The sequence below is a fragment of the Skermanella aerolata KACC 11604 genome (genome assembly GCF_000936425.1).
Lineage (GTDB): Bacteria > Pseudomonadota > Alphaproteobacteria > Azospirillales > Azospirillaceae > Skermanella > Skermanella aerolata.
The window spans coordinates 449,374-470,049 of record NZ_AVFK01000002.1 but is presented as its reverse complement, the minus strand read 5'-3'; the positions used below and the strand labels follow the sequence as shown (position 1 = coordinate 470,049).

Genomic DNA, 20,676 nt, shown 5'->3' with positions numbered 1-20,676 from the left:
GATCGGATCTTCTGGTTTCCGACCGCCGGGGTCGGCATGCCATGGTGGGACGCCATGCCGCAGGGGTCAAGACTTGTGCCAACAAGAGGGGGTGACAGCCGGTTGCACCGGGCGTAGGATTTAGTTGGAACAGCGAACAAACGTTGTCCAAATTGCTGCACCTGCGTAACAAAAACCAAAGATATCAGGTGGGGGAGGAAGCAATATGACTGGGTTCACCAGACGCGACACTCTTAAGATCGGCGCCGGCGCCCTTGCCGGAACGACCCTGCTGGGCTACCGCCCGGCATTCGGCGAAGTGATGGCGGCCGACGTGCCGGCTCCGAAGTTCCAGGTCGAGAAAGGCGCCGAGTTGCGCGTCCTGCGCCCGGCCAAGTTCGTCCAGGGCGACGAGACCCTGTTCCTTCAAAACACGGAACGGTTCACCCAGACGACCGGCGTCAAGGTCCGCGTCGATAACGAGAGCTGGGAAGACCTGCGGCCCAAAACCGCCGTCGCCGCCAATATCGGGAGCGGCCCCGATGTCGTCCTGGCCTGGAACGACGACCCGCACCAGTACCCCGACAAGCTGCTCGACCTGACCGAGGTGGCCGAATATCTCGGCAAGAAGTACGGCGGCTGGTATCCCATCGCCGAGCGCTATGGCAAGGGGACGGACGGCAAGTGGATCGCGATGCCGATCGGCGCTTCCGGCGGCGCCATCGTCTACCGCAAGTCCTGGATCAATCAGGCGGGGTACGAGACCGTCCCGACCGATATCGACAACTTCCTGAAGCTGGCGCAGAACCTCAAGAAGAACAACCATCCCATGGGCTTCGCGCTGGGCAACGCGCAGGGCGACGGCAATACCTGGACGCATTGGCTGATCTGGGCGCATGGCGGCGCCATGGTGGACGAGAAGAACAAGGTCATCATCGACAGCCCGCAAACCGTCGCGGCCCTGGAATATGGCAAGCAACTATACGAGAACTTCATTCCCGGGACGATGTCCTGGCTGGACCCGTCCAACAACAAGGCCTTCCTTGCCGGGGAAGTCGGACTGACCGCCAACGGCATCTCGGTTTACTACTCAGCCAAGAACAGCACCGATGCCGCCATCAAGGCGATGGCCGAGGATATCTACCACGCGCCCTTCCCGATCGGTCCCGTCGGCAAGCCGACCGAGGCCGGGCTGCTGATCAACACGATGGTGTTCAAGCACACCAAGTACCCGAACGCCGCCAAGGAGTATGTCCGCTTCATCTTCGAGAAGGAACAGTACGAGCCCTGGCAGAAGGCCAGCATCGGCTACTGGAGCCATCCGCTGGCGGCCTATTCCGGCAACCCGATCTGGACCGAAGACCCGAAGCACGCGGCCTATGCCGAAGTCATGAAGAACATGCTGTGGTACGGCTACCAGGGCAGTCTCGGCTACGCGTCGGCCGCTACGCTTGCCGACTTCATCATCAACAACATGGTGTCGCAAGTCTGCTCCGGCCGCTCCACGCCGAAGGAAGCCGCGGCCGAAGCCCAGCGCCGGGCGGAGCGGTACTACAGGACCTGACATGCCAGGCCCCGATATGGCGATTGCCGCCGAGCGCAAGCGTGTCGCGCAACCCACAGGTTCGTGGGTTGCGCGCACTCTCGACAATCCCGGTGTCCTGGCGTTCCTGTTCATGTTGCCGGCAGCCACGCTTCTGCTGGTCTTCCTGACCTATCCGCTAGGACTGGGTATCTGGCTGGGCTTCACCGACACCAAGATCGGACGGTCCGGCGTCTTCATCGGTCTGGAGAACTACGAATCTCTGTTCCAGGACAGCATGTTCTGGCTGGCCGTCAGCAATACCGTGCTCTACACGGTGTTCGCGACCATCGGCAAGTTCGCCCTGGGGCTTTGGTTGGCGCTGCTGCTGAACAACCACCTGCCGGCCAAGGCGCTGATCCGGTCGATCATCCTGGTGCCGTGGATCGTTCCGACCGTGCTGTCGGCGCTGGCGTTCTGGTGGATCTACGACCCGCAGTTCTCGATCATCAGCTGGGCACTGACCGAGATGGGGCTGATCGACCATTACATCGACTTCCTCGGCACGCCAAACAATGCGCGAGCTTCGCTGATCGCCGCCAATATCTGGCGCGGCATTCCCTTCGTCGCGATCTGCCTGCTGGCCGGTCTCCAGACGATCTCGCCAAGCCTGTACGAAGCGGCGGCGCTGGACGGCGCCACGTCGTGGCAGCGGTTCCGGCATATCACCCTGCCGATGCTGATGCCGATCCTGGCGGTCGTCATGACCTTCTCGATCCTGTTCACCTTCACCGACTTCCAGCTGATCTATGCGATCACACGGGGCGGTCCGGCGGGAACGACGCACCTGATGGCGACGCTGGCATTCCAGCGGGCGATCCCCGGCGGGCAATTGGGCGAAGGAGCGGCGATCGCGGTGGCGATGATCCCGTTCCTGCTGTTCGCGACGCTGTTCAGCTACTTCGCCCTTGCCCGGCGGAAATGGCAGCAAGGAGGCAGTGATGATTGAGCGGACCAGCATCATGGGCCAAACCGATATCGGGGGCGGAAATGGCTGAAGAAGTCGTAGGCATGGACTATCTGACCCGCTGGCCGCGCAAGCTGCTCACGGTTTATACGCCGCTGGCGGGGTTCCTGGTCATCCTGCTGTTTCCGTTCTACTGGATGACGGTCACGACCTTCAAATCGAACGAGGAGCTATACAACTACAAGGACTATAACCCGCTCTGGATCCACTCGCCGACGCTGGACAACGTCAAGCGCCTGCTGTTCGATACCGATTATCCCCAGTGGCTGGCGATCACGATGACGGTTGCCGTTGTGGCGACCTTCATCAGCCTGTTTGCCAGCGTGCTGGCGGCCTACGCGATCCAGCGGCTGCGCTTCAAGGGCGGGCAAACAGTCGGGCTGATGATCTATCTGGCCTATCTGGTGCCGCCGTCGATCCTGTTCATTCCGTTGGCGACCATGGTGTTCCAGTTCGGGCTTTACGACAGTCCGATCGCGCTGATCCTGACCTACCCGACCTTCCTGATCCCGTTCTGCACGTGGCTGCTGATGGGATATTTCAAATCGATCCCGTACGAGTTGGAGGAATGCGCGCTGGTCGATGGCGCAACGCGCATCCAGATCCTGTGGAAAATCACGTTGCCGCTGGCGGTACCGGGCCTGATCTCCGCCGGGATCTTCGCCTTCACCTTGTCGTGGAACGAGTTCATCTATGCGCTGGCCTTCATCTCGTCGGTGGAGAAGAAGACCGTGCCGGTGGCCGTCCTGACCCAGCTTGTCGAGGGCGACGTCTACCACTGGGGCTCTCTGATGGCGGGAGCGCTGCTTGGGTCGCTACCGGTGGCTATCATCTATTCCTTCTTCGTCGAGCACTACGTCTCGAGCCTGACCGGGGCCGTCAAGGAATAGCGCCGGAGTGTGGAATACTGGCGCAGGCCGTCCCGTTGTGGCATCCAGAAGGGGAAGTTAGGGATACCATTCGGGACACCAGGGGATAAGCGTCGATATGTGTGTATGCCACGGAACCGGAAGCCACTCTGACGGTACGGCCAAGACCAAGGTAACGACCGAGATCACTGGGGACCGCGCCGCCGAGATGAGTCGGCGCGGCTTCATGGCTGTTCTGGTCGGCTTCAGCGGAACGGCGCTGGTCGCCTGCGTCGGACCGGGCCAGACAGGTCTTGGATTGGGTCTGGTCTCGGCGCAGGAAGCCGAGCAGCTTGGCGTGCAGAGTTGGGAGCAGATCCGGTCCGAAGTTCCGGCTTCCAAGAACACGACCTACCAGCGCGCCTTGCAGCAGGTGAGCACCAATATCCTGACCGCGATCGGCCAGAACCCGGCCAACTGGGAAGCGGTGGTATTCCAGAGCAAGGAAGCCAACGCCTTTGCCCTACCGGGCAACAAGATCGGAGTCTACGAAGGCATGTTCGCCATCGCGACCGACGTCAACGAGTTGGCCGCCGTCGTCGGCCACGAGGTCGGCCACAATCAGGCGGAGCACGCGCGGGAGCGCCTGAGTTCCGCCGCCGCCACCCAGACCGGTGTCCAGCTTCTCGGCGCCGCCCTACAGATCGGCAATATCGGCTACGCCAACGAGATTGCCGGCCTGCTCGGCGCCGGCGTTCAGTACGGCCTGATCCTGCCCTACTCGCGGAACCAGGAACTGGAGGCCGACAGCATCGGCCTGATCAACATGGCCAAGGCCGGCTACGACCCGCGTGCCGCCATCAAGCTTTGGCAGAATATGCAGGCGGCCGGCGAGAGGGCTCCGGAGTTCCTGTCCACCCATCCAGCACCCGAATCGAGGATCGCGGCGCTGGAAGCGCAGATGCCGGAGGCGCTGAGCTACTATAAGCCACGGCCGGCGTGATACCAGGAGCCGAAGAGTTTGACCCGAGGTAGGCAAGTGTTGGGCCACGGCCCAACAACACCGTCCATGCAGGTCAATGTCTTCCGCCCCACTTACCTGAAGACGATCGTCTTGCTGCCGTTCAACAATACGCGATGCTCCGTATGGTACTTCACGGCACGCGCCAGCACGACGCTCTCCACGTCGCGCCCGACCGCGACGAGGTCGTCGGGCGTCGACGTGTGATCGACCCGCTCGACCTCCTGCTCGATGATCGGTCCTTCGTCCAGATTCGACGTGACGTAGTGGGCGGTGGCACCGATCAGCTTCACGCCGCGCGCGAAGGCCTGATGGTAGGGCTTGGCGCCCTTGAAGCTGGGCAGGAACGAGTGATGGATGTTGATCGCCCGTCCCGCCAGCCTGTCGCACAGCTCGGGCGAGAGCACCTGCATGTAGCGGGCGAGCACGACGAGATCGATGTTCTCCTGCTCGATGATCTCCCACAGGCGCGATTCCTGCTCCAGCTTATTGCCGGCATTGACCGGCAGATAGTGGAACGGCACGTTGTGCCAAGCCGCCAGCTGGTAGAAGTCGCGGTGGTTGGAGACGATAGCCGGGATCTCGACGTTCAGGCCGCCGGTCCGGTAGCGGTAGAGCAGATCGTTGAGGCAGTGGCCGAACTTGGATACCAGCAGCAGCAGGCGCTGCGGCCGGTCGGCATCGTGGAGGCGCCACTTCATGCCGAAACGCTCCGCCACGTCGGCGAAGCCGGCTGCCAGTTCCTCTCCGCTGGGGCCACCTTCCGGAGACGCCAGGAAGATCCGCAGGAAGAACAGCCCGCTGGTCCGGTCGCCGAACTGGGCGCTGTCGATGATGTTGCAGCCGCGACCCGCGAGGAAGCCCGACACGGCGGCGACGATCCCGACGGTGTCCGGGCAGGAAATGGTCAGGATGTGGCGCGCGGTCATCTCGGTTCTTTCCAGGATCTCTAGGCTGCACAGGGCGTTCAGCCGTTGAAGGAAGCGCAACGGCGCTTCTCATGCAAGCCCGGATTCGACGAGCCGTACCGGTCCGCGCTCAGTCCAGCATCGGAAGACCGCTTTCGATCCGCACCAAGGCCGCCAGCAAGGGCACTCCGATGTCACGCCGGATGAAAGCGCTGCTGCGGTCGGCTGCGGCAATGGCCTGGGCCATGGTGATGCGCCAGCGTTCGTCGCCGAAGATAAGCTTCTCCGCCTTGGCGCGTTGCGCGAGCACCGTTGGCTTGCGGTTTGCCGGTGTGTCGGTGATCTGGTTCAGCCGCTTCATCCATTGCTGGGCCGCGGCCGGGTCGGCGCGCCGGATCGCCGCCGCGATGAACTCCGACAGGATTTCTGCCTGGGCATCGACTTCCTGCACCTGCTCGAGATAAGCGGAGGTCAGGGAAATCTCGCCCCGCGCCTGCAAGCGCCCAAGGACGGCGGGGACCGTCCAGGGGCTGTCCTCATGGACCGTGCGGAGCAGACCCAGCGCCAGGTTGACCTCCCCCAGATCGGCGGCGGCGACCGCGAGTTCCGCCGGGCAGCACTCCTGCTTGGTCTCGCGGAAGCGGGAGAACTGCTGCTCGACCGTGTTCAGGAACAGGGTGCGGGCCTCCGCCTCGCGGCCGACCCGGAGGAGCGACTGCACAACCAACCCCAGTTCCCACGAGCAGTTGTTGGCTTGCGAGTACTTCTGGGCTTCCGTCGCCAGGGCGGCGGCGAGATCCTTTTCGCCGCGCCACGAGGCGATCTCGGCAATGTCGGTCAGATTGTAGATCCGGGTCGAGCAGTCGGCGATGCTCCGGGTGATCTGGAGCGCCACCTCTGACTGGCCTGTCAGCGCCAAAGCACGCGAGACGAAGAGATCCTGCTCCTGAGCGTCGCTGCTGGACGCAGCGGCGCCACGGCGTAGGGCACCGACGAACGGTGCTATGATTTCCCGCGCCTTGTCGGTGCCGCCGTTCAGATGATAGGCGACGGCCAGTGACAGCCAGTCCCAGCGCGGCGTCGAAACCGGGTATTCGACGGGTGGCAGCAGGTTCTCGATCCGGAATAGGAAGCACGCCGTCGATTGCGCATCGTTGCAGATCAGCGCGCGAACGCGGTTGCGGAACTCGAAGACGTCGAAATCGCCGATGAACTGGTTGGTGATGAGCTGGACGGCGATAGCGCTGTCGGGATAACGCTGCAAGATCTCGTTGAGCAGGCGGTCGGCCTCACGCAGCAGGCGCGCCTCTTCACCGGAGTCGAAGGTCGAATTGGCCTGCTGGATCATCTGCATGGCCTGGACGAACTGCCGATTGGCGTTCGAGGCGCTTTCCTGGGCCGAGGCGACCGTTGACAGGATGCCGACGGCAAGAAAGATCAGGACCGGCAGCAGGTACGCCAGGAGACGGAGGGCGGTCCTGCCGCCGGCCGATCGCTTTCCGTCAACGGACATAGCTCACGACACGCTTCACGTAAGGCAGTGAGCGGGCATGGCCGGTTACCCGCTCAAGCTCCGCTGGGTCACGCGCGTTGCCCATCAGGTAGACCACCCCGTTGACCGTCTCGATCGAGTAGTTGATCGACGAGACGTCGCGGTCGAACATCAGCTTGCTGCGCAGTTGCGTGCCGATCCAGGTATCGCGGGCCGAGTCGGTCAGCGTAGAACCGTCGTCCACCACGATCTCGTTGATGATCTCCTTGACGCCATTGGCCTGCCATGCAAGGCGGACGGCGTCGAGGCGCATCTCGGGGTCCTTGGCGCGGCCGGTCAGCAAGACGGTGCCCTGATTGACGTTCGTGCTCAACCGGGAATGCATATCGGTGCTGTGCTGGAACCAGAAATGGTTGATCTGCGCCTGGATCTCGGTGTCGCTGATGGCCCCGCCGAGTCCCCGGGGCTGCGAGGCGGCCACGACGGCGGTGGTAGCGGCCCCTCCCACGATCAGCGGAGCGCAACCGCTCATCATGAGCATCGCTGCCGCTGCGGCGGTGAGTAGCGAAAGACGCGCGCGAGACCTCAAAACTTCCTCCGTCTGCCGGCCGCAAAGCACGTTCGGCGGCGCGAAGAAGTCATGCCCGCTACGTGATTGCAACACATATTTGAATTACTCGAAACTGGAGCCAAGGCTTTTTTACGCACCGTGTCCTGATTGCTGCAACTGCGTTCAGGCGAACGGAGCGCTGGTAAGCAGACCGGCGAGTTCGCGCGACAGCACATCGGCGATCCGCCGCCGTTGGGACCGGTCGCGCAGCAGTTCCTCGTCCCTTTCATTGGACAGGAAACCGGTCTCGATCAGAACGGACGGCACATCGGGCGCCTTAAGCACCGCGAAGTTCGCCGACCGCTTCGGGTTATCGAGCAAACGGAGCGACCGCCCCGCCCCTTCGACCAGACTGCTCTTCGCCATCAGCGACGCCGAAACGGTGTGCCGCGCCACCAGATCGGACAGGATGGCCGCCACCTGCGGACGGGTGTGGCGCAGGTCGATGCCGCCGGCGCCATCCGCCAGGTTCTCCTGCTTGGCAAGTGCGAAGGAGAAGTCGTCCGACGCCTTGTCGGACAGCGTATAGGCGGACAGTCCGCGGGCGTCGCGGTTGGGGGCGCTGTCGGCATGGATCGAGATGAAGAGATCGGCTCCCGCTTCCCGCGCCACGGCGACGCGGTCGGCGAGCGGCAGGAAGATATCGTCATCGCGCGTCAGGCTGACCGAAACACCGCGAGTCCCGCGGAGCTTGCGCGCGATTTCCCGGGAGATATCGAGCGTGATCTCCTTCTCCAGCGTGCCGCGCACGCCGATGGCGCCCGGATCATGACCGCCATGGCCGGGATCGATCACGACGAGACGGCGCTCCGGCCCTGAAGTCTCACGGCTGGGCTTGCGCGGCGGCGGCTCCCTGGTCGCAGCATCGGCCGTTCCCGGCATCAAGGACGATGCGAGCCCAAAGGAGCCAAGGCCCAGCCCCATGCCGAGCAGAGGCGCATTCAGCGTCATTTGAAGCAGAAGCCTGCGCTTCATCCGATAAAACTACCCTAAATTCCGGTGAATGGCGGAATACACCTCGACCTTCAGTCTAGATGCTGTTGGTTAACTGTTAATTACGCGCCCTGGGGCTTGTCGAGTCCGGAGATCGCAATCCGCCGTAATTTCCCAGCCCGGCGGCGCCCTCTCCGGGAAAGCGACGGGATCGGAATATGCACGAAACGATAGGAGGCATTTTCGACTTATGATATCTTGTTTGCAAGCGCGACTCGGACGAGAATAATCCTTTGACGATGTTGGAGGCGATCATGAAGGAAGCCTTGATCAGCATCATGCGTCAGGAGCAGGAAGCTCTGGAGGCCCGCATCGCCGAAGAGCGGCGGCGTGAGGCTCCGGACGACATGAGGCTCGATGCCATGCGGGAAGAAGCGACCGATCTGCAACGACAGCTCGAACGCTACGAAGATTGAATCGTGCCGATCGACTCCGGGACGCGGGACCGGTTCCGCTCCCGACTGAAGCCCGTACGGCCTCACCCCGACGAGGCGTACGGGCTTTTCATTGACACACGCTGAGCTTGGCTTTCTGGCCACTGATTCATTAATGACCGGCTTGGCCGTCCATGCTACTGATGGCGGCGATACCACCATATGCGTGGTCGATACCGGTATGGACCAGAGCCTTGTCAGGGATCATCCAGGATCCACCCTTCGGCGCCTATTCACCCTCGGGCTTTCAGCGCGCCATCATCCGGCTGACCCGCGCGGTTCCCGAAACGTGGCTCGGCAAGCGCATCGCCTTCGCCGCCCGGCGCCTGGCGCTGGCGGGACTGAAGTCACCGCTCGACGTAGACGTGTTCGGGCGGAAGGTCCGGGTGCATCCGGAAGACAATGTCTGCGAAAAGCGGGTCCTGTTTACCCCGCAGTTCTTCGATCCGGTCGAGCTTCAGGTCCTGGCGGCAGCCGTCCGGGACGGCTTCACCTTCGTGGACCTGGGCGCCAATGTCGGTATCTACTCGCTGTTCGTCGCCGGGCTGGCTGGGCGAAAGGCTCGAATCCTCGCGGTGGAGCCGCAGCCCGAGATCTACCGCCGGCTCTCCTTCAACGTCGCCGCCAACGATCTGGGGACCATCAAGACACTGCAATGCGCCGTCGCCGACCGTGACGGAACGCTGGACCTGTTCATCGACCGCGGCAACCGGGGTCAGAGCAGCATAGCCATGGTCACAGGAGAGAAGGTCAGCGTCCAGTGCCGGTCCCTGGAGAGCGTGCTGGTCGAGTCCGGGTTCGACCGGGTCGACGCGTTGAAGATCGACATCGAGGGAGCCGAGGACACCGTCCTCGTCCCGTTCTTCGCTACAGCGCCCGTGCGGCTCTGGCCGTCCCTGATCCTGCTGGAGACTTCCAGCGACCGCTGGAAATCCGACTGCGTCGCGCTGTGCATCCAGCACGGATACAAGGAAACCCATCGGACACGCCTGAACGTGATCCTGGAGCGGGCGCCAGACGGCGAAACGGCTGCGTAACCTGAAATCCCTCGGAGTCGCACGGCCTGCCTAGGCATTGTGCAGTGCAGCATGAGCTGAAGGCCGACGTGGAAGTCCATCCCCCTCCCATGCGTTGACCGTTAAACCGTTCGCAAACAAAGCGATGGGCCCATTGGGCTGCCCGGGCAGGAGCTTTGACAACCGGCCAACATAACCGGAGATTTCCGTGACATTCTGTCGCGGAAAAGGTTAAAAAGTGCTTTATTTTCGGTCTTTTCGCCTATTTTTTAGGCTATTTTACATAACCATGTCTTTTATGCCCAAATAATAGGCCATCTTCATCGAACTCACAGCTTCCGCCGTATTGCCGTGATTGTGTTGGTGTGTACAATCAATGGGTCGCACAACAAACCATTCTTGGCACGAAACTTGCGACAGGGAGTCGGAGAAATGAAGTTCTGATCAGCCGCCTGTCAACGGAGAGCCTTGATGACCGACGCGACTGCTGAGACCATCCATGCCAGCCGGAGTACCGTTCCGACGGTTTTACATGCGAGGTCTTCCAGCACCTTTTCAGATTTTGTTCTAAATCCACAGAAGTATCTGCTCGTTCTTAGGTTCGTACTGATCAATACCGTTGCCGCCTCACTACTGACGGCCGCATGGCTTCAAGGATGGATCAAGCCGATCCTGGACACCGATGATACCGGGTTGTGCCAATTGATATTCGGCGTCTTCCTGGTTGGGCTCGTGGTCTCCGCCGGCAAGGTGTGGCGCACGAGCCGGGAATTGAACGCCTGCAAGGACTCCAACCTTCATGTCGGCTCGCGCGCAGCCCGGTATCTGGCCGAAGTCCAGGGAAAGGACAGCGGCAGCCGCGCCACGCTGGCCGGCAATCTCCGTCTCAAGCTGTCGTCGCGGGTAGCCGTCGTGCGTCATCTGGCCGCCAGCCTCGTCCTGCTGGGCCTGATCGGGACCGTCGTCGGCTTCATCATCTCGCTGAGCGGCGTCGATCCGCAGAAAGCCGGCGATGTGGCGTCGATAGCGCCCATGGTGACCAAGCTGATCGACGGCATGTCGGTGGCGCTCTACACGACGCTGGTCGGCGGCGTCCTGAATATCTGGCTCAGCATCAACTACAACATGCTGTGCACCGGCACCGTCAACCTGATCACGGAAATAACGGCGCTCGGTGAACGGCATGCAGGGTCTTGACCAGTTCGACGACGAAGACGTCAACGGCACCGTCTTCCGCGATGTCATAACGCTGGCGCTATGCGGCTTCGTGGCAGTCGTGATCCTGCTTCTTCCCCATCTCAACCCCAAGCAGGAGGCCAAGGCCGCCGTTGCCAGCACCGTACCCGGCAACGTCATGATCGAGGCGCGCTGGGCCGACGAGTTGGACTCGGACATCGATCTATGGGTCCAGGCGCCGGGCGACGTGCCCGTCGGCTATTCCAACAAGTCCGGCGTGATCTTCAACCTGCTGCGCGACGACCTTGGCCGCAACGCCGACCCGACGCAGCTCAACTACGAAGTCACCTATAGCCGCGGGGTACCGCCGGGCGAATACGCGGTCAATCTCCACATGTACCGCAACAAGTCCAAGGTCTCGCCGGTCAAGGTGACGGTCGTCACCAGCGTCAAGAAGCCCAATTCGGAATCGGCCAAGCAGATCCTGACCAGCAGCGTGGATCTGATGGTGGAAAACCAGGAAACGACCGTCTACAGGTTCAAGCTTACCGAGGCCGGCGAACTGGTGCCGGGCAGCGTGAACAGCCTGCCCAAGCCGCTGCGGAAATGGAGACAGTGATGCAGCTTCTGATGAGTCTCTTCGCTCTGGCCACAGTCCTTGCCGCAGGGCTCGCGACGATCAGCATCTGGTCGCCCCGGAAGCTCTGGGTCAAGGTCGGCGCCGTGCTCCTCGCGGCCTGCTTCATGCCAATTTCCTATGCCAGCTTCGCCGACCTGCTGAGCAAGCCGAAGCCGGTGGCGCTGGAATGGTTCAACCGGAGCATGCGCGAAGCCACCGTGCTCAGCGCCCGCATGCAGGAGGGCGAGGCGATCTACCTGTGGCTCCAGCTTCCCGACAACGCCGAACCGCGCTACTACAAGATCGGCTGGAGCGAGGAAGTCGCCAAGCAGCTTCAGCAGGCGATGCGAGAAGCGGAGAAGAACCAGGGCGGCTTGAAAATGGAACTGCCGTTCGAGAACACCTGGGACACCGACAAGCCGATGTTCTACGCCCTGCCCCAGCCCAAGCTGCCGGAAAAGAACGGCGAGGAAGGTGGCGGCGACAAGCCGATGGTCTATCAGCATCCGGGCACCAGCGCCTGATTGGGCTGGAACGATGGCAATCCTGAAAACGCTTCCGCCTGCAAATCGTTGGCGGGAGCGTATGTGCGTTCGGCGGCATCGGATGCCTTGATGATCTTTTTAGAAACAACCATCATGACCATCTCCAATCAACAGGGTCCGAAATCGCCGGGCCTCCAGACAACGAGGCCCCATACCATGACGGCTCAGGTTTAAATTACACAAGTTTCCGCGGCTTTTGCGGGACTTGTGGCGCGAGCCGAGCGCGGGGAAGAAATCGTCGTGATGCGGGATGGCCGGCCTGTTGCACGCCTGGTCCCACACCACGAACCGAAGTCGCTTGTTTTCGGCGATCTCGCCGGATTGCACATTTCCGACGATCTATAGCCCTTTACGGCCGCATGGAAGCTCCGGCCTTATTGCTTCACTGAACTTCGGCAGCCATTCCGTCATAAAACCTGCTTCGGTACGCTCAGCAGTTCCCTCCTGATGCGCTTCAGACTAGGGCGGTTGGTTTCGTCATAGGCCAGCGGGCGGCATAGGTGCATGGCGGTCAGGCCGACGCGGGCGGTCAGCAAGCCGTTGATCACGCCCTGCCCGACCCGGGCCGACAGGGAGGCCGCCAGGGTGCTGCCCAGAGCTTCGGCCACGAGATGGTTGCCGCTTTCCGCGACGCCGGCGATCGCGATGTTGCCGAGCATGCGGCGCAGCAGCTTGAGGCCGCCGACATAGCCGGGACGCGCGCCGTACAGGGACGCCACTTCCCGTACCAGCTTCAGGTTCCGCCACAGCACGATCGCCACGTCGAGCAGCGCCGCCGGGCTGAGCGCCGTCGCGATCGCGGTGTCGCGGGATGCCCGCAGCACGAGCTGATAGGCCCGGCGGTCGATGTCCTGAAGAAGCTGGAGATCGACCATGCGAACGACTTCGCGGTCGTCATGGGCGTCGCTCAGGTGGTCCTTCAAGGATGTGAGCTGGGGTGCCAGATCGGACCGGTCGCGGTAGAGCGAGGCTACCGCGCCCGCATAGCGCTCGGCTTCGCCATGGGTCCCGGCGGCGCGCAGGTGCTCGGCGTCTTGGCGCAGGCCGTCGATTTGACGCAGCCGCCGCAAACTGCGCAACTCTCCCGCCACCACCCCGAAGGCGCCCACGACGGTCCCCGCGGCAAGCGCTGCGGCCCCGATGCCCAAAACCATGCTGGTGTCGAACGCGCGGCGTACCAGATCGACCGTGTCGTATCCTACCGCCAGCGCCACCAGCACGGCTGCGGAACCAACCAGCAGCCGGACGGCCCAGCGGCGGGGCGCCGGTACCGGGTCGGGGGTTTCGACCTCGCCGGCCGGTTCGCCGGAGGGATGCGGCCCGGTGGAACGCTCGTCCGGCACGACGACGACGTTGCCTGAGGGGTCCAGTTCCATCGGCTGGATGTAGTCGGGCGCAACGTAATCGGGGTCTCGGGTCCGTCCGGTCATGACAGGAAGTCTCCGACCAGGAATTCTAGCGCCTGATCCAGGCGGATATTGGGCAATCCGCGCCCGTGGCGGCCGGCCAGGGTCGGCGGCCGGAAATCCAGGAAGTTGAGCTTGCGGATGCCGTCGCGGTCCAGTAGCCGGTGATCGTCCGGAATTTCACCCGGATACAGCACCGTTGGCTCCGTCCGCCCCAGCGGAATGCCGCGCACGCAGGAAAGCTGACGGCCCTGATGCTCGGCCATCACGGTCTCCGTGCATTTGAGCGCGGCCAACGCCATGGTTTCGACGGCGGCGCCCTCGAACCGGATCGCGTTCCGCCGCTCGGCGACCAGCCCGTCCAGCAGGCGGCGCAGGTTGCCGTGCTGGTTCGACGGGATGTGGTCGGCCTTGGTCGCGGCGAACAGCACCCGGTCGATCCGCCCACCGAGCAGCCGGTCCAGCCAGCTCGATCGCCCGTGATGGAAGGATTCCAGCGTGGCGGACAGGGAGGTCTGCATATCGGCCAGGGCCGCCGGTCCGGCGTTGAGCGCGCCCAGCACGTCGACCAGCACGATCTGGCGGTCCAGGCGGGCGAAATGTTCGGCGAAGAAGCGGCGGACCACGTTGGTCTTGTAGGCCTCGAACCGCTCCTCCATCATCGACCACAGGGTATGCCGGCCGGCCCGGGCCGCCGGTTCCGGCAGCGGACAGAAGGCCAGCACGGGTGCACCGATCAGTTCGCCCGGCTCAACGAAGCGGCCGGGCTGGATCAGGCTGAGGAGTTGGTCGGACGCCCGGCAAGCGAGCAGGTAATTGGTGTACAGCTCGGCCGCCCGGCGGGCGACCGCCTCTTCCGCCGGCCCCGACGGGTCGCGGTTGGACAGGTAGGCCAGCCACTCGGCTGCCAATGCATCGCGCGGTGCGCGGCGCGAAAGCGCCAGCGTCTCACGCGACCACTCGGCGTAGGTGCGGTCGAGCAGAGGCAGGTCGAGCAGCCATTCGCCCGGATAATCGATGATGTCCAGGTTGAGCCGGGTAACGCCGCGCAGTCGCCGCTTCAGCAGCGAGCCGGGCATATAGCGGATCGCCACCCGCGCCTGACTGGTGACCTTGGTGTTGTTCGGCCAGGCCGGATCGGGGGCGGTCAGCCGGGCGATCTGGGTTTCGTAGTCGAAACGCGGGACTGCCTGATCGGGCTGCGGCTCCATGCGGGCGGCGATGAAGCGCCCGGTGGCGACGACGTCCAGGAACGGGAGCCTGTCGGCATGCAGCAGGTTGTCGATCAGCGCGGTCGTGAAGACCGTCTTGCCGGACCGGCGCAAACCGGTGACGCCGATGCGCAGGTTGCCGTCGAGCATGCGGTCGGTCAGTTCGCCGACCCGGTCGAACGCCCGTCCGCCCAGGTTGGTCAGATCGCGAAATGGTGAAGGAGGCAATGCGGTCTCGATCAGTCGAATGAATCTTGAATCAGATGAAGCCTGGAACACAAACACGTGGCGCCGGTCATCGTGCCCGGTCCTGCAATGCTTGATCCGGCAGCATATCGATCTTGTGCGCCCTGGCCCAACGGTGCGGATCGTCGCCCTGAACAGCCGAGGTGCCGACATCGGGTGCGGGATCGGGGCGGTTGTTCTCAAGCCTGTTGTCGTAGTTGCCCATGGGAGCATGGCCGCGGTCGCTGACCATTTCCGATACGCAGCTCTGCCTGCCGCCGCACCGGTTGTTGGCGACCATGTTGCCGGTGGCGCCGAAGATCAGCAATCCGTTGCGTCCGGCCTCGATGTCGTTGCCGACGACGGTGTTGAATTTCGCCTCGGAGTCGGTGCCCGGACGCATCCACTTGCCGGTCGTCAATCCGCCGACCGACAGGCCGTCGCGCTCGCAGCCCTTCATGATGTTGCCCGCGACGAAGTTGCCCTCGCTGCCGCCCTTCATCATCAGGCATGTGTGTCCGGGCGTGCCGTCCACGACATTGGCGACGATCTGGGAGTGGTTGACCGCCACCATGTCGATGCCGCCATCGCCGTTGCCGTTGCGGTCGGCACCGCTGTTGCGGACGATGTTGCCGTAAAGGAAGACGCCGTCCGCCTGGCTGAGCTTGATCCCGTCCTCACCCGCATCCTCGACCAGGTTGTCGGCGATCACCAGATTGCGGACATAGCGGGACTTGGCGCTGGTGTCGCTGCCGGACAAGCCGAACTGGATGCCATTGCCGCCGCTCCCCGCGACGATATGGAAGCCGAAGACTCCGGCGTTCTTGGTGCCGAAGCCGTACAGTCCCGTCTTATCGGAAACGATGCGAGCCTTGCCCCGGCCATCGGCCGAGATCAGCCGGATCGGTGCCCCGTCGTCGCCGCTGCGGGCGAATTTCACGGCGCCCTGATAGGTGCCCGCCTTCACCATCACGTCCGTTCCGGGTGTGGCCATCTGAAGCGCCGCGTTGATGTCGCTGACTGGGCCGTCCGGCGATACCCAGATCTGCTTCGCCTGTGCTCCCTCGCCGTCGAACGGCGGCGTCATCTGGGCCGCCGACGTCAGATTGTCGGCGCACCCGGTCAGAAGGAGAGCCAGGATAATCATACGCGTCATCGGCCGCTTCATCGGCTCCAGCTCCTTGTTTGCACGGGCTAGCCTCTCTCGACAGGATTTCTCCCAGGATATGGGGCTTGGGATCGTGGATCACACGGGGTTCGGGGCCGGTGAAGCCGTTAGGGCTACGCACCCCGAATAAGGAGACCTACGCCAGGACCGTTCGACAATCAGGACGTAAGCTCGAACATCAGCATCAGCGTGCGCTGAAAACCCCAGAAATTGTCGTCCGACACGACGTAGAGCATCACCTTGCCGTCCGGCTGCCGGACCGCCGAAATACCTTCGTAGTTGTCGACCGTCACCGGCTGCTCGAGGACGGCAAGCTCCGTCCCCGACAGTTCGGCACCGGGACGTATCTCGGACGCCGGGATACGCATGATCCGCGCGCCGAACCCTCCCAGGATCGAGGCCCGGCGTTCCAGCACCACGACATCGCCATTGGGCAGCGTCGTCGCATCGGTCGGACGATAGGGCGCCTTGCCGCGGTAGCCGAGACTGGCCCAGCCGTTCTCGCCACCGATCCAGGCGCGGCTGAAGCCGGCCTTGTCCTCGGTCCCCTCCTCGATCACCAGCAGGCGGCCATCGGACAGCGCCGTTACCGCTTCAAGACCGCTGTTGCCCTCGGCGCTCTGGATACCGGACGGGCGCGGCAGCTTCGGCAGCGGCGGAGACACCGGGCCGGCGGGGTTCGCCGGATACAGCTCTACCCTATGCCAGCGCTCGAAACTGACGGCCCAGCGCCCGTCCGGCAGCAGCGCCAGCCCTTCGGAATCGCGCCGGTTTCCCTTGACCCTGGTTCCGTCCAGATCGAGCAGAGGCATCACGGCGATGTCGCGAGCACCCGTCAGGTCGCCGGCGTCGTCGTAGTCGAGCACGCCGTTGACGACCGCTCCCTTGTCTGAGATCGCAACGAAACGCTGTCCGTCGGCGGAGACCTTGATACCGGACAAGCCGCCGAAATCCTCGTCGCCGTCGCTCAGCGCCAAGCCGCCGCGATAGCGCAGCACGCCGATATCCCTGCGCTCGGGGCGGCTGTCGTCCAACTGGACGCGATAGGAGTTCTGTGGTGGCCCATTGGCGATGAGGGGAGAGCAGCCGACTGCGGCAAGCGTGCCGAGCGTGACGATGAAGACCGCCCGCCGGGCGAATTCAGGAATAGCGACCATGGCCCCCTAGATGGCACTTCGGATGCTGCGGTGCGACAGAATTCGGCCGAGCGTCCCGGCTACCAAGGGCTAATCCCACGGCATGCCACGTCTGAGATGCAGGTGGGAAGTCCAACCCGGCAAACTCAGTCGGCTCTCAATCCGCGACTCCGAAAGATATTGCGGACCGTCCGGACTTGGGAGATGGCTGCCGGTTTGAGGGTGCGAATGCCGGGGAGCGGACAGCGCGTCTGCCATTCTTCAACGTCCATGCGCTGGAACGGAACCACATCGACCCGCTCCAGATCGGGAAAGGAAGCGGCGAACTCCGCCAGGGCCTCGACATGGGCCGGGTCGTCATTGAACCCGGGGACCAGTGCCAGACGCATCCACACCGGTTTATCCGTCTGCCGAAGGATACTGGCAAACCGGGCCAGCGGACCGGCGGGAACGTCCTGAACGGTCGCGGTATCGAACCCGGTGAGGTCGAGCACGACAAGATCGGTCAGGTGCAGCAGGCCCCGCGCAGCGAACAGGTTGCCGCTGCCCGTGGTATCGAGTGCGGTCGGTATCCCCATTGAACGGCAGCGGCGGAACAACTCGCGGACGAATTCCGCCTGCTCGAGCGGTTCGGCACCGGCAACCGTTACCCCACCGCCCGATACCCGCATGTAATCGGCATGCTGGGCGATCCGGTCGGTGAGTTTCTCGACGGTATCCAGACGTATGTCGCTGCCTTGGGCACTGCCCTTGCTTGGGCAGTGAACGCACCGCAGCGGGCAGCCGTGCAGAAAGATCACGAAGCGGACGCCTGGTCCGGCTCCTGTCCCGCGCGCCGAAATCGAATGTACTCGCCCGGACAGGTTGAAAGGCTCACCTGGGGGCGGCAATCGCATCACGTCGGAAGGAATGGTCATGACGCTGTCCGCTCCCGTCATCGATCCGAAGGTACGGCAACGATCAACCCGCTAACGATGACCGACGACGCCGGAGAATGCCTTGATCCATGTCAACGTTGTGAGATGCGACGGATCGGCGCTTCCAGTAACCGAATCTATACGCCTTGTGCTTACGATCGACCACCGGCCCCGATGACCGGATTACCCATACCGGGCCTTTACTGTAGACCGCAAAGCGGGAAAGCCATGACATCGCATCTGACGTACGAAATCGTTCATAAGTTCCGCGGCCAGGGCAAGATGAACGAGGCCGAAGACTGGATGCGCGCGAATATCAGAGGGCTTTGGGAGTTGGAGTTCCTTGGAATGTCCGAGGAAATCGACGACTTCAAGAAAACCAAGACCTATATATTCCATGTCCGCTTCAACTTCGGCCGGTCCGAGGATTTGAAGCGTTTCAAGGAAGAGTACATTCAGGGCAAGCCCCCTGCCCCTAAAGCCAAACTTCCAGTCGCAAAAAAGAAAGGTATTCTCAGCCGCATCTTTGGCTGACCGTTACGCACCGGAGGGGGAGAAACAGCAAATCGAGTGCCTGCTACGCTTCACAACGCCTGCTTAGGGTAGCTACGTTCATTCCGCTGGCACTTAAATATAAAAATCTATGCATATTCTATATGTATTCCGTGTCTACGCCGGAAAGTATATTTGAGAGTTAGCTTGCCTGTTGTACAAATTGGCGAATACTCTAGGAACGCGGCTGATATGGAAACATCCGCCCGTTGAAGCTACCGCTCCCGCATACGTTTGACGCGGTCAGGAGACCCGCCTTTGACCATAGCTAGCGCTCCTGATATGGACGACCATACCAAGCAGCTCGAACAGGCGCTGAGGGAAAAGGAGGCGGCACTCAAGGAACTCCAGCACCGTGCCAAGAACAGCCTTCAGCTGGTAATCAGCCTTCTGAAGTTGCAAAGCGGCCGCATCCGCGACCCTGACGCAAGGACAGCCTATGACCTCACCTTGCAGAGGATCGAGGCGCTTGCCATAGCCTACCGCCACCTCCATGAGTCGGGCACGGAAACCAAGGTAGAGTTCGGCCGCTACCTGACGGAACTGGTCACGACGACCAGCGCGAACCTGCCCGGTGGTGCACAGGGTACCGATATCGACGTTCAGTCGGAGAAGATCACGGGCGGATTGTCGCTCGCGGTGCCGCTTGGCTTGATCGTCAACGAGCTGCTGAGCAACGCGTTGCGCCATGCTTTCCCGGCGAAAAGCTGGATCCGGATCTCCTTGACTAACCCACAACCGGAAGTTCTCGAGCTGGTAGTGTCAGACAACGGCAGAGCCCTGCCCACCGGCTTCGATCCGGATGCCGATGCCGGCATGCTGCTGGCGGAGGCTCTGGCGGCGCAGTTGGGATCCGTGCTTGCAGTGGAAGCAACCGGCAGCGGGACAAGCGTGAAAATGTCGGTGCCGCTCTAGCGGACGTATATGCGGCCGGAGTTAGCATCTACCGTAAAGATGCTTTTCGTTTCAATCCGGTCGATTCTGGCAAGTATGACAGCATGCCGCAGCATGCAAGTTCGCGTACCAAGACGCCACTCTAAGCCCTATTCTCGCCAGTGTCCGGTGAAGTGGATAATCCACCCCACCGAGACAACTAGAGGAGGGAGTCCAGGATACGATGGACATTCCGGCTCCGCTGGAAGGGACAGACGATCGAGATTGAAATCGAGATCGGCATGAGCCTCTAACGGAGTCAGGAGGAGGTGTGTGAAGCACCTCTCCCGCTCCTCTAATTTACTTAAATCCGACCGGCTTGTGAAGCCCCCTGAACTCATGCCGATGCATGAAATCGTGAAGCACGGATGCAACGGCGACCCCAGAGCAACGATCTTTCGACGGCAGCGCCGTGACGCGATAAAAACGCCCGCCGAATTATTTTCGGCGGGCGTTTTTATCGCGTCACGGTCTCCAATGGATAGTTGGGCCGAAGCCCAACCACCAAGCAGATTAGTTCGTAACGTCGCGGCCGTTGACCATGCCGCGGCCGGTCGTCCGCTCGCTGATGCGGGCGCGCTTGCCGCGCAGCTCGCGCAGGTAGTACAGCTTGGCGCGACGGACGTCGCCCTTGCGGACCAACTCGATGCTGTCGATGCGCGGGCTGTAGAGCGGGAATATGCGCTCGACGCCTTCGCCGTAGCTAATCTTGCGGACGGTGAAGCTGGAGTTGACGCCGGCGTTCTTGCGGGCGATGCAGACGCCCTCATAGGCCTGGACGCGCTCGCGCGTGCCTTCGACGACCTTCACGTTGACGCGCAGCGTGTCACCGGGAGAAAACTCCGGCACCGGCCGCTTTTCGACCAGCTTCTGGACCTGTTCGGCCTCAAGTTGCTGAATGATGTTCATCGCACTCACCCCTTACATTCAACTGTGGC

23 protein-coding genes are annotated in these 20,676 nt (G+C 62.6%); 12 read left to right on the top strand and 11 right to left on the bottom strand.

The window, feature by feature from the left end:
• Nucleotides 1-205 precede the first annotated feature (205 nt).
• The 4 genes from N826_RS05195 to N826_RS05180 all read left to right on the top strand — a co-directional run bounded on the left by N826_RS05195 (nt 206) and on the right by N826_RS05180 (nt 4,379).
• Nucleotides 206-1,543: an ABC transporter substrate-binding protein gene (locus N826_RS05195; RefSeq protein ID WP_044426289.1), complete on the top strand. Its 1,338-nt coding sequence runs from the start codon at nt 206-208 to the stop codon at nt 1,541-1,543.
• Nucleotide 1,544: 1 nt separating this feature from the next.
• Nucleotides 1,545-2,510 (top strand): carbohydrate ABC transporter permease, encoded by a 966-nt coding sequence (locus N826_RS05190; protein ID WP_063772192.1) that lies wholly within the window; start codon nt 1,545-1,547, stop codon nt 2,508-2,510.
• A gap of 41 nt (nt 2,511-2,551) precedes the next feature.
• Nucleotides 2,552-3,418, top strand: coding sequence for a carbohydrate ABC transporter permease (locus tag N826_RS05185; RefSeq protein WP_084720491.1), 867 nt, complete (start codon nt 2,552-2,554; stop codon nt 3,416-3,418).
• Between the two features lie 97 nt (nt 3,419-3,515).
• Nucleotides 3,516-4,379, top strand: coding sequence for a M48 family metallopeptidase (locus N826_RS05180; RefSeq protein WP_147040109.1), 864 nt, complete (start codon nt 3,516-3,518; stop codon nt 4,377-4,379).
• Between the two features lie 92 nt (nt 4,380-4,471).
• Here N826_RS05180 and purU read toward each other — a convergent pair whose 3' ends face one another.
• The 4 genes from purU to N826_RS05160 all read right to left on the bottom strand — a co-directional run bounded on the left by purU (nt 4,472) and on the right by N826_RS05160 (nt 8,382).
• Nucleotides 4,472-5,326 (bottom strand): formyltetrahydrofolate deformylase, encoded by an 855-nt coding sequence (purU, locus tag N826_RS05175; RefSeq protein ID WP_044426422.1) that lies wholly within the window; start codon nt 5,324-5,326, stop codon nt 4,472-4,474.
• Nucleotides 5,327-5,435: 109 nt separating this feature from the next.
• Complete coding sequence (locus N826_RS05170; RefSeq protein ID WP_084720490.1) at nt 5,436-6,818, bottom strand: hypothetical protein; 1,383 nt, start codon at nt 6,816-6,818, stop codon at nt 5,436-5,438.
• Complete coding sequence (locus N826_RS05165) at nt 6,808-7,332, bottom strand: BON domain-containing protein (protein ID WP_244619416.1); 525 nt, start codon at nt 7,330-7,332, stop codon at nt 6,808-6,810. Before N826_RS05165 ends, N826_RS05170 begins: the two co-directional genes overlap by 11 nt.
• A gap of 198 nt (nt 7,333-7,530) precedes the next feature.
• Entirely contained in the window at nt 7,531-8,382 is an 852-nt protein-coding gene (locus N826_RS05160; protein ID WP_044426287.1) for an N-acetylmuramoyl-L-alanine amidase family protein, read from the bottom strand.
• Between the two features lie 272 nt (nt 8,383-8,654).
• On the opposite strand from N826_RS05160, the gene N826_RS42830 reads away from it, so the two are divergent.
• From N826_RS42830 to N826_RS05140, 5 genes are all read left to right on the top strand, one after another.
• Nucleotides 8,655-8,816 carry a hypothetical protein gene (locus tag N826_RS42830; protein ID WP_157599321.1) on the top strand — a complete coding sequence of 54 codons (162 nt, stop codon included), beginning with the start codon at nt 8,655-8,657 and terminating at the stop codon, nt 8,814-8,816.
• A 212-nt stretch (nt 8,817-9,028) separates the two neighbouring features.
• Nucleotides 9,029-9,871: an FkbM family methyltransferase gene (locus N826_RS05155; RefSeq protein WP_052830843.1), complete on the top strand. Its 843-nt coding sequence runs from the start codon at nt 9,029-9,031 to the stop codon at nt 9,869-9,871.
• Nucleotides 9,872-10,543: 672 nt separating this feature from the next.
• On the top strand, nt 10,544-11,047 hold the full coding sequence (locus N826_RS05150) for a MotA/TolQ/ExbB proton channel family protein (RefSeq protein ID WP_244619417.1): 504 nt from the start codon (nt 10,544-10,546) through the stop codon (nt 11,045-11,047).
• Complete coding sequence (locus tag N826_RS05145) at nt 11,034-11,645, top strand: hypothetical protein (RefSeq protein WP_044426285.1); 612 nt, start codon at nt 11,034-11,036, stop codon at nt 11,643-11,645. The genes N826_RS05150 and N826_RS05145 overlap by 14 nt, the downstream gene beginning before the upstream one ends.
• Nucleotides 11,645-12,169 (top strand): hypothetical protein, encoded by a 525-nt coding sequence (locus N826_RS05140; RefSeq protein ID WP_044426284.1) that lies wholly within the window; start codon nt 11,645-11,647, stop codon nt 12,167-12,169. Before N826_RS05145 ends, N826_RS05140 begins: the two co-directional genes overlap by 1 nt.
• Here N826_RS05140 and N826_RS42825 read toward each other — a convergent pair.
• Entirely contained in the window at nt 12,145-12,297 is a 153-nt protein-coding gene (locus N826_RS42825) for a hypothetical protein (protein ID WP_157599320.1), read from the bottom strand. The two genes, N826_RS05140 and N826_RS42825, sit on opposite strands and share 25 nt — an antisense overlap.
• Before the next feature lie 67 nt (nt 12,298-12,364).
• Here N826_RS42825 and N826_RS45910 point away from each other — a divergent pair, with 67 nt between their 5' ends.
• Nucleotides 12,365-12,535 carry a type II toxin-antitoxin system Phd/YefM family antitoxin gene (locus tag N826_RS45910; RefSeq protein WP_084720488.1) on the top strand — a complete coding sequence of 57 codons (171 nt, stop codon included), beginning with the start codon at nt 12,365-12,367 and terminating at the stop codon, nt 12,533-12,535.
• 62 nt (nt 12,536-12,597) lie between these two features.
• On the opposite strand, the gene N826_RS05135 is transcribed toward N826_RS45910, so the two are convergent.
• From N826_RS05135 to N826_RS05115, 5 genes are all read right to left on the bottom strand, one after another.
• On the bottom strand, nt 12,598-13,620 hold the full coding sequence (locus N826_RS05135) for a YcjF family protein (protein WP_044426283.1): 1,023 nt from the start codon (nt 13,618-13,620) through the stop codon (nt 12,598-12,600).
• A complete protein-coding gene (locus N826_RS05130; RefSeq protein ID WP_052830842.1) occupies nt 13,617-15,035 on the bottom strand; it encodes a YcjX family GTP-binding protein in 1,419 nt (472 codons plus the stop codon). The genes N826_RS05135 and N826_RS05130 overlap by 4 nt, the downstream gene beginning before the upstream one ends.
• 67 nt (nt 15,036-15,102) lie before the next feature.
• Nucleotides 15,103-16,188: a right-handed parallel beta-helix repeat-containing protein gene (locus N826_RS05125; protein ID WP_169789287.1), complete on the bottom strand. Its 1,086-nt coding sequence runs from the start codon at nt 16,186-16,188 to the stop codon at nt 15,103-15,105.
• Between the two features lie 170 nt (nt 16,189-16,358).
• Nucleotides 16,359-17,357, bottom strand: coding sequence for an esterase-like activity of phytase family protein (locus tag N826_RS05120; RefSeq protein WP_044426281.1), 999 nt, complete (start codon nt 17,355-17,357; stop codon nt 16,359-16,361).
• Between the two features lie 125 nt (nt 17,358-17,482).
• Nucleotides 17,483-18,253 carry a 4Fe-4S cluster-binding domain-containing protein gene (locus N826_RS05115; RefSeq protein ID WP_169789286.1) on the bottom strand — a complete coding sequence of 257 codons (771 nt, stop codon included), beginning with the start codon at nt 18,251-18,253 and terminating at the stop codon, nt 17,483-17,485.
• A 228-nt stretch (nt 18,254-18,481) separates the two neighbouring features.
• On the opposite strand from N826_RS05115, the gene N826_RS05110 reads away from it, so the two are divergent.
• Together N826_RS05110 and N826_RS05105 are read left to right on the top strand one after the other, a co-directional pair.
• Nucleotides 18,482-18,787, top strand: coding sequence for a hypothetical protein (locus N826_RS05110; protein ID WP_044426280.1), 306 nt, complete (start codon nt 18,482-18,484; stop codon nt 18,785-18,787).
• A 276-nt stretch (nt 18,788-19,063) separates the two neighbouring features.
• Entirely contained in the window at nt 19,064-19,720 is a 657-nt protein-coding gene (locus N826_RS05105) for a sensor histidine kinase (RefSeq protein ID WP_147040111.1), read from the top strand.
• Between the two features lie 531 nt (nt 19,721-20,251).
• Here N826_RS05105 and rplS read toward each other — a convergent pair.
• Nucleotides 20,252-20,647 carry a 50S ribosomal protein L19 gene (gene rplS, locus N826_RS05100; RefSeq protein WP_044426278.1) on the bottom strand — a complete coding sequence of 132 codons (396 nt, stop codon included), beginning with the start codon at nt 20,645-20,647 and terminating at the stop codon, nt 20,252-20,254.
• Between the last annotated feature and the right edge of the window lie 29 nt (nt 20,648-20,676).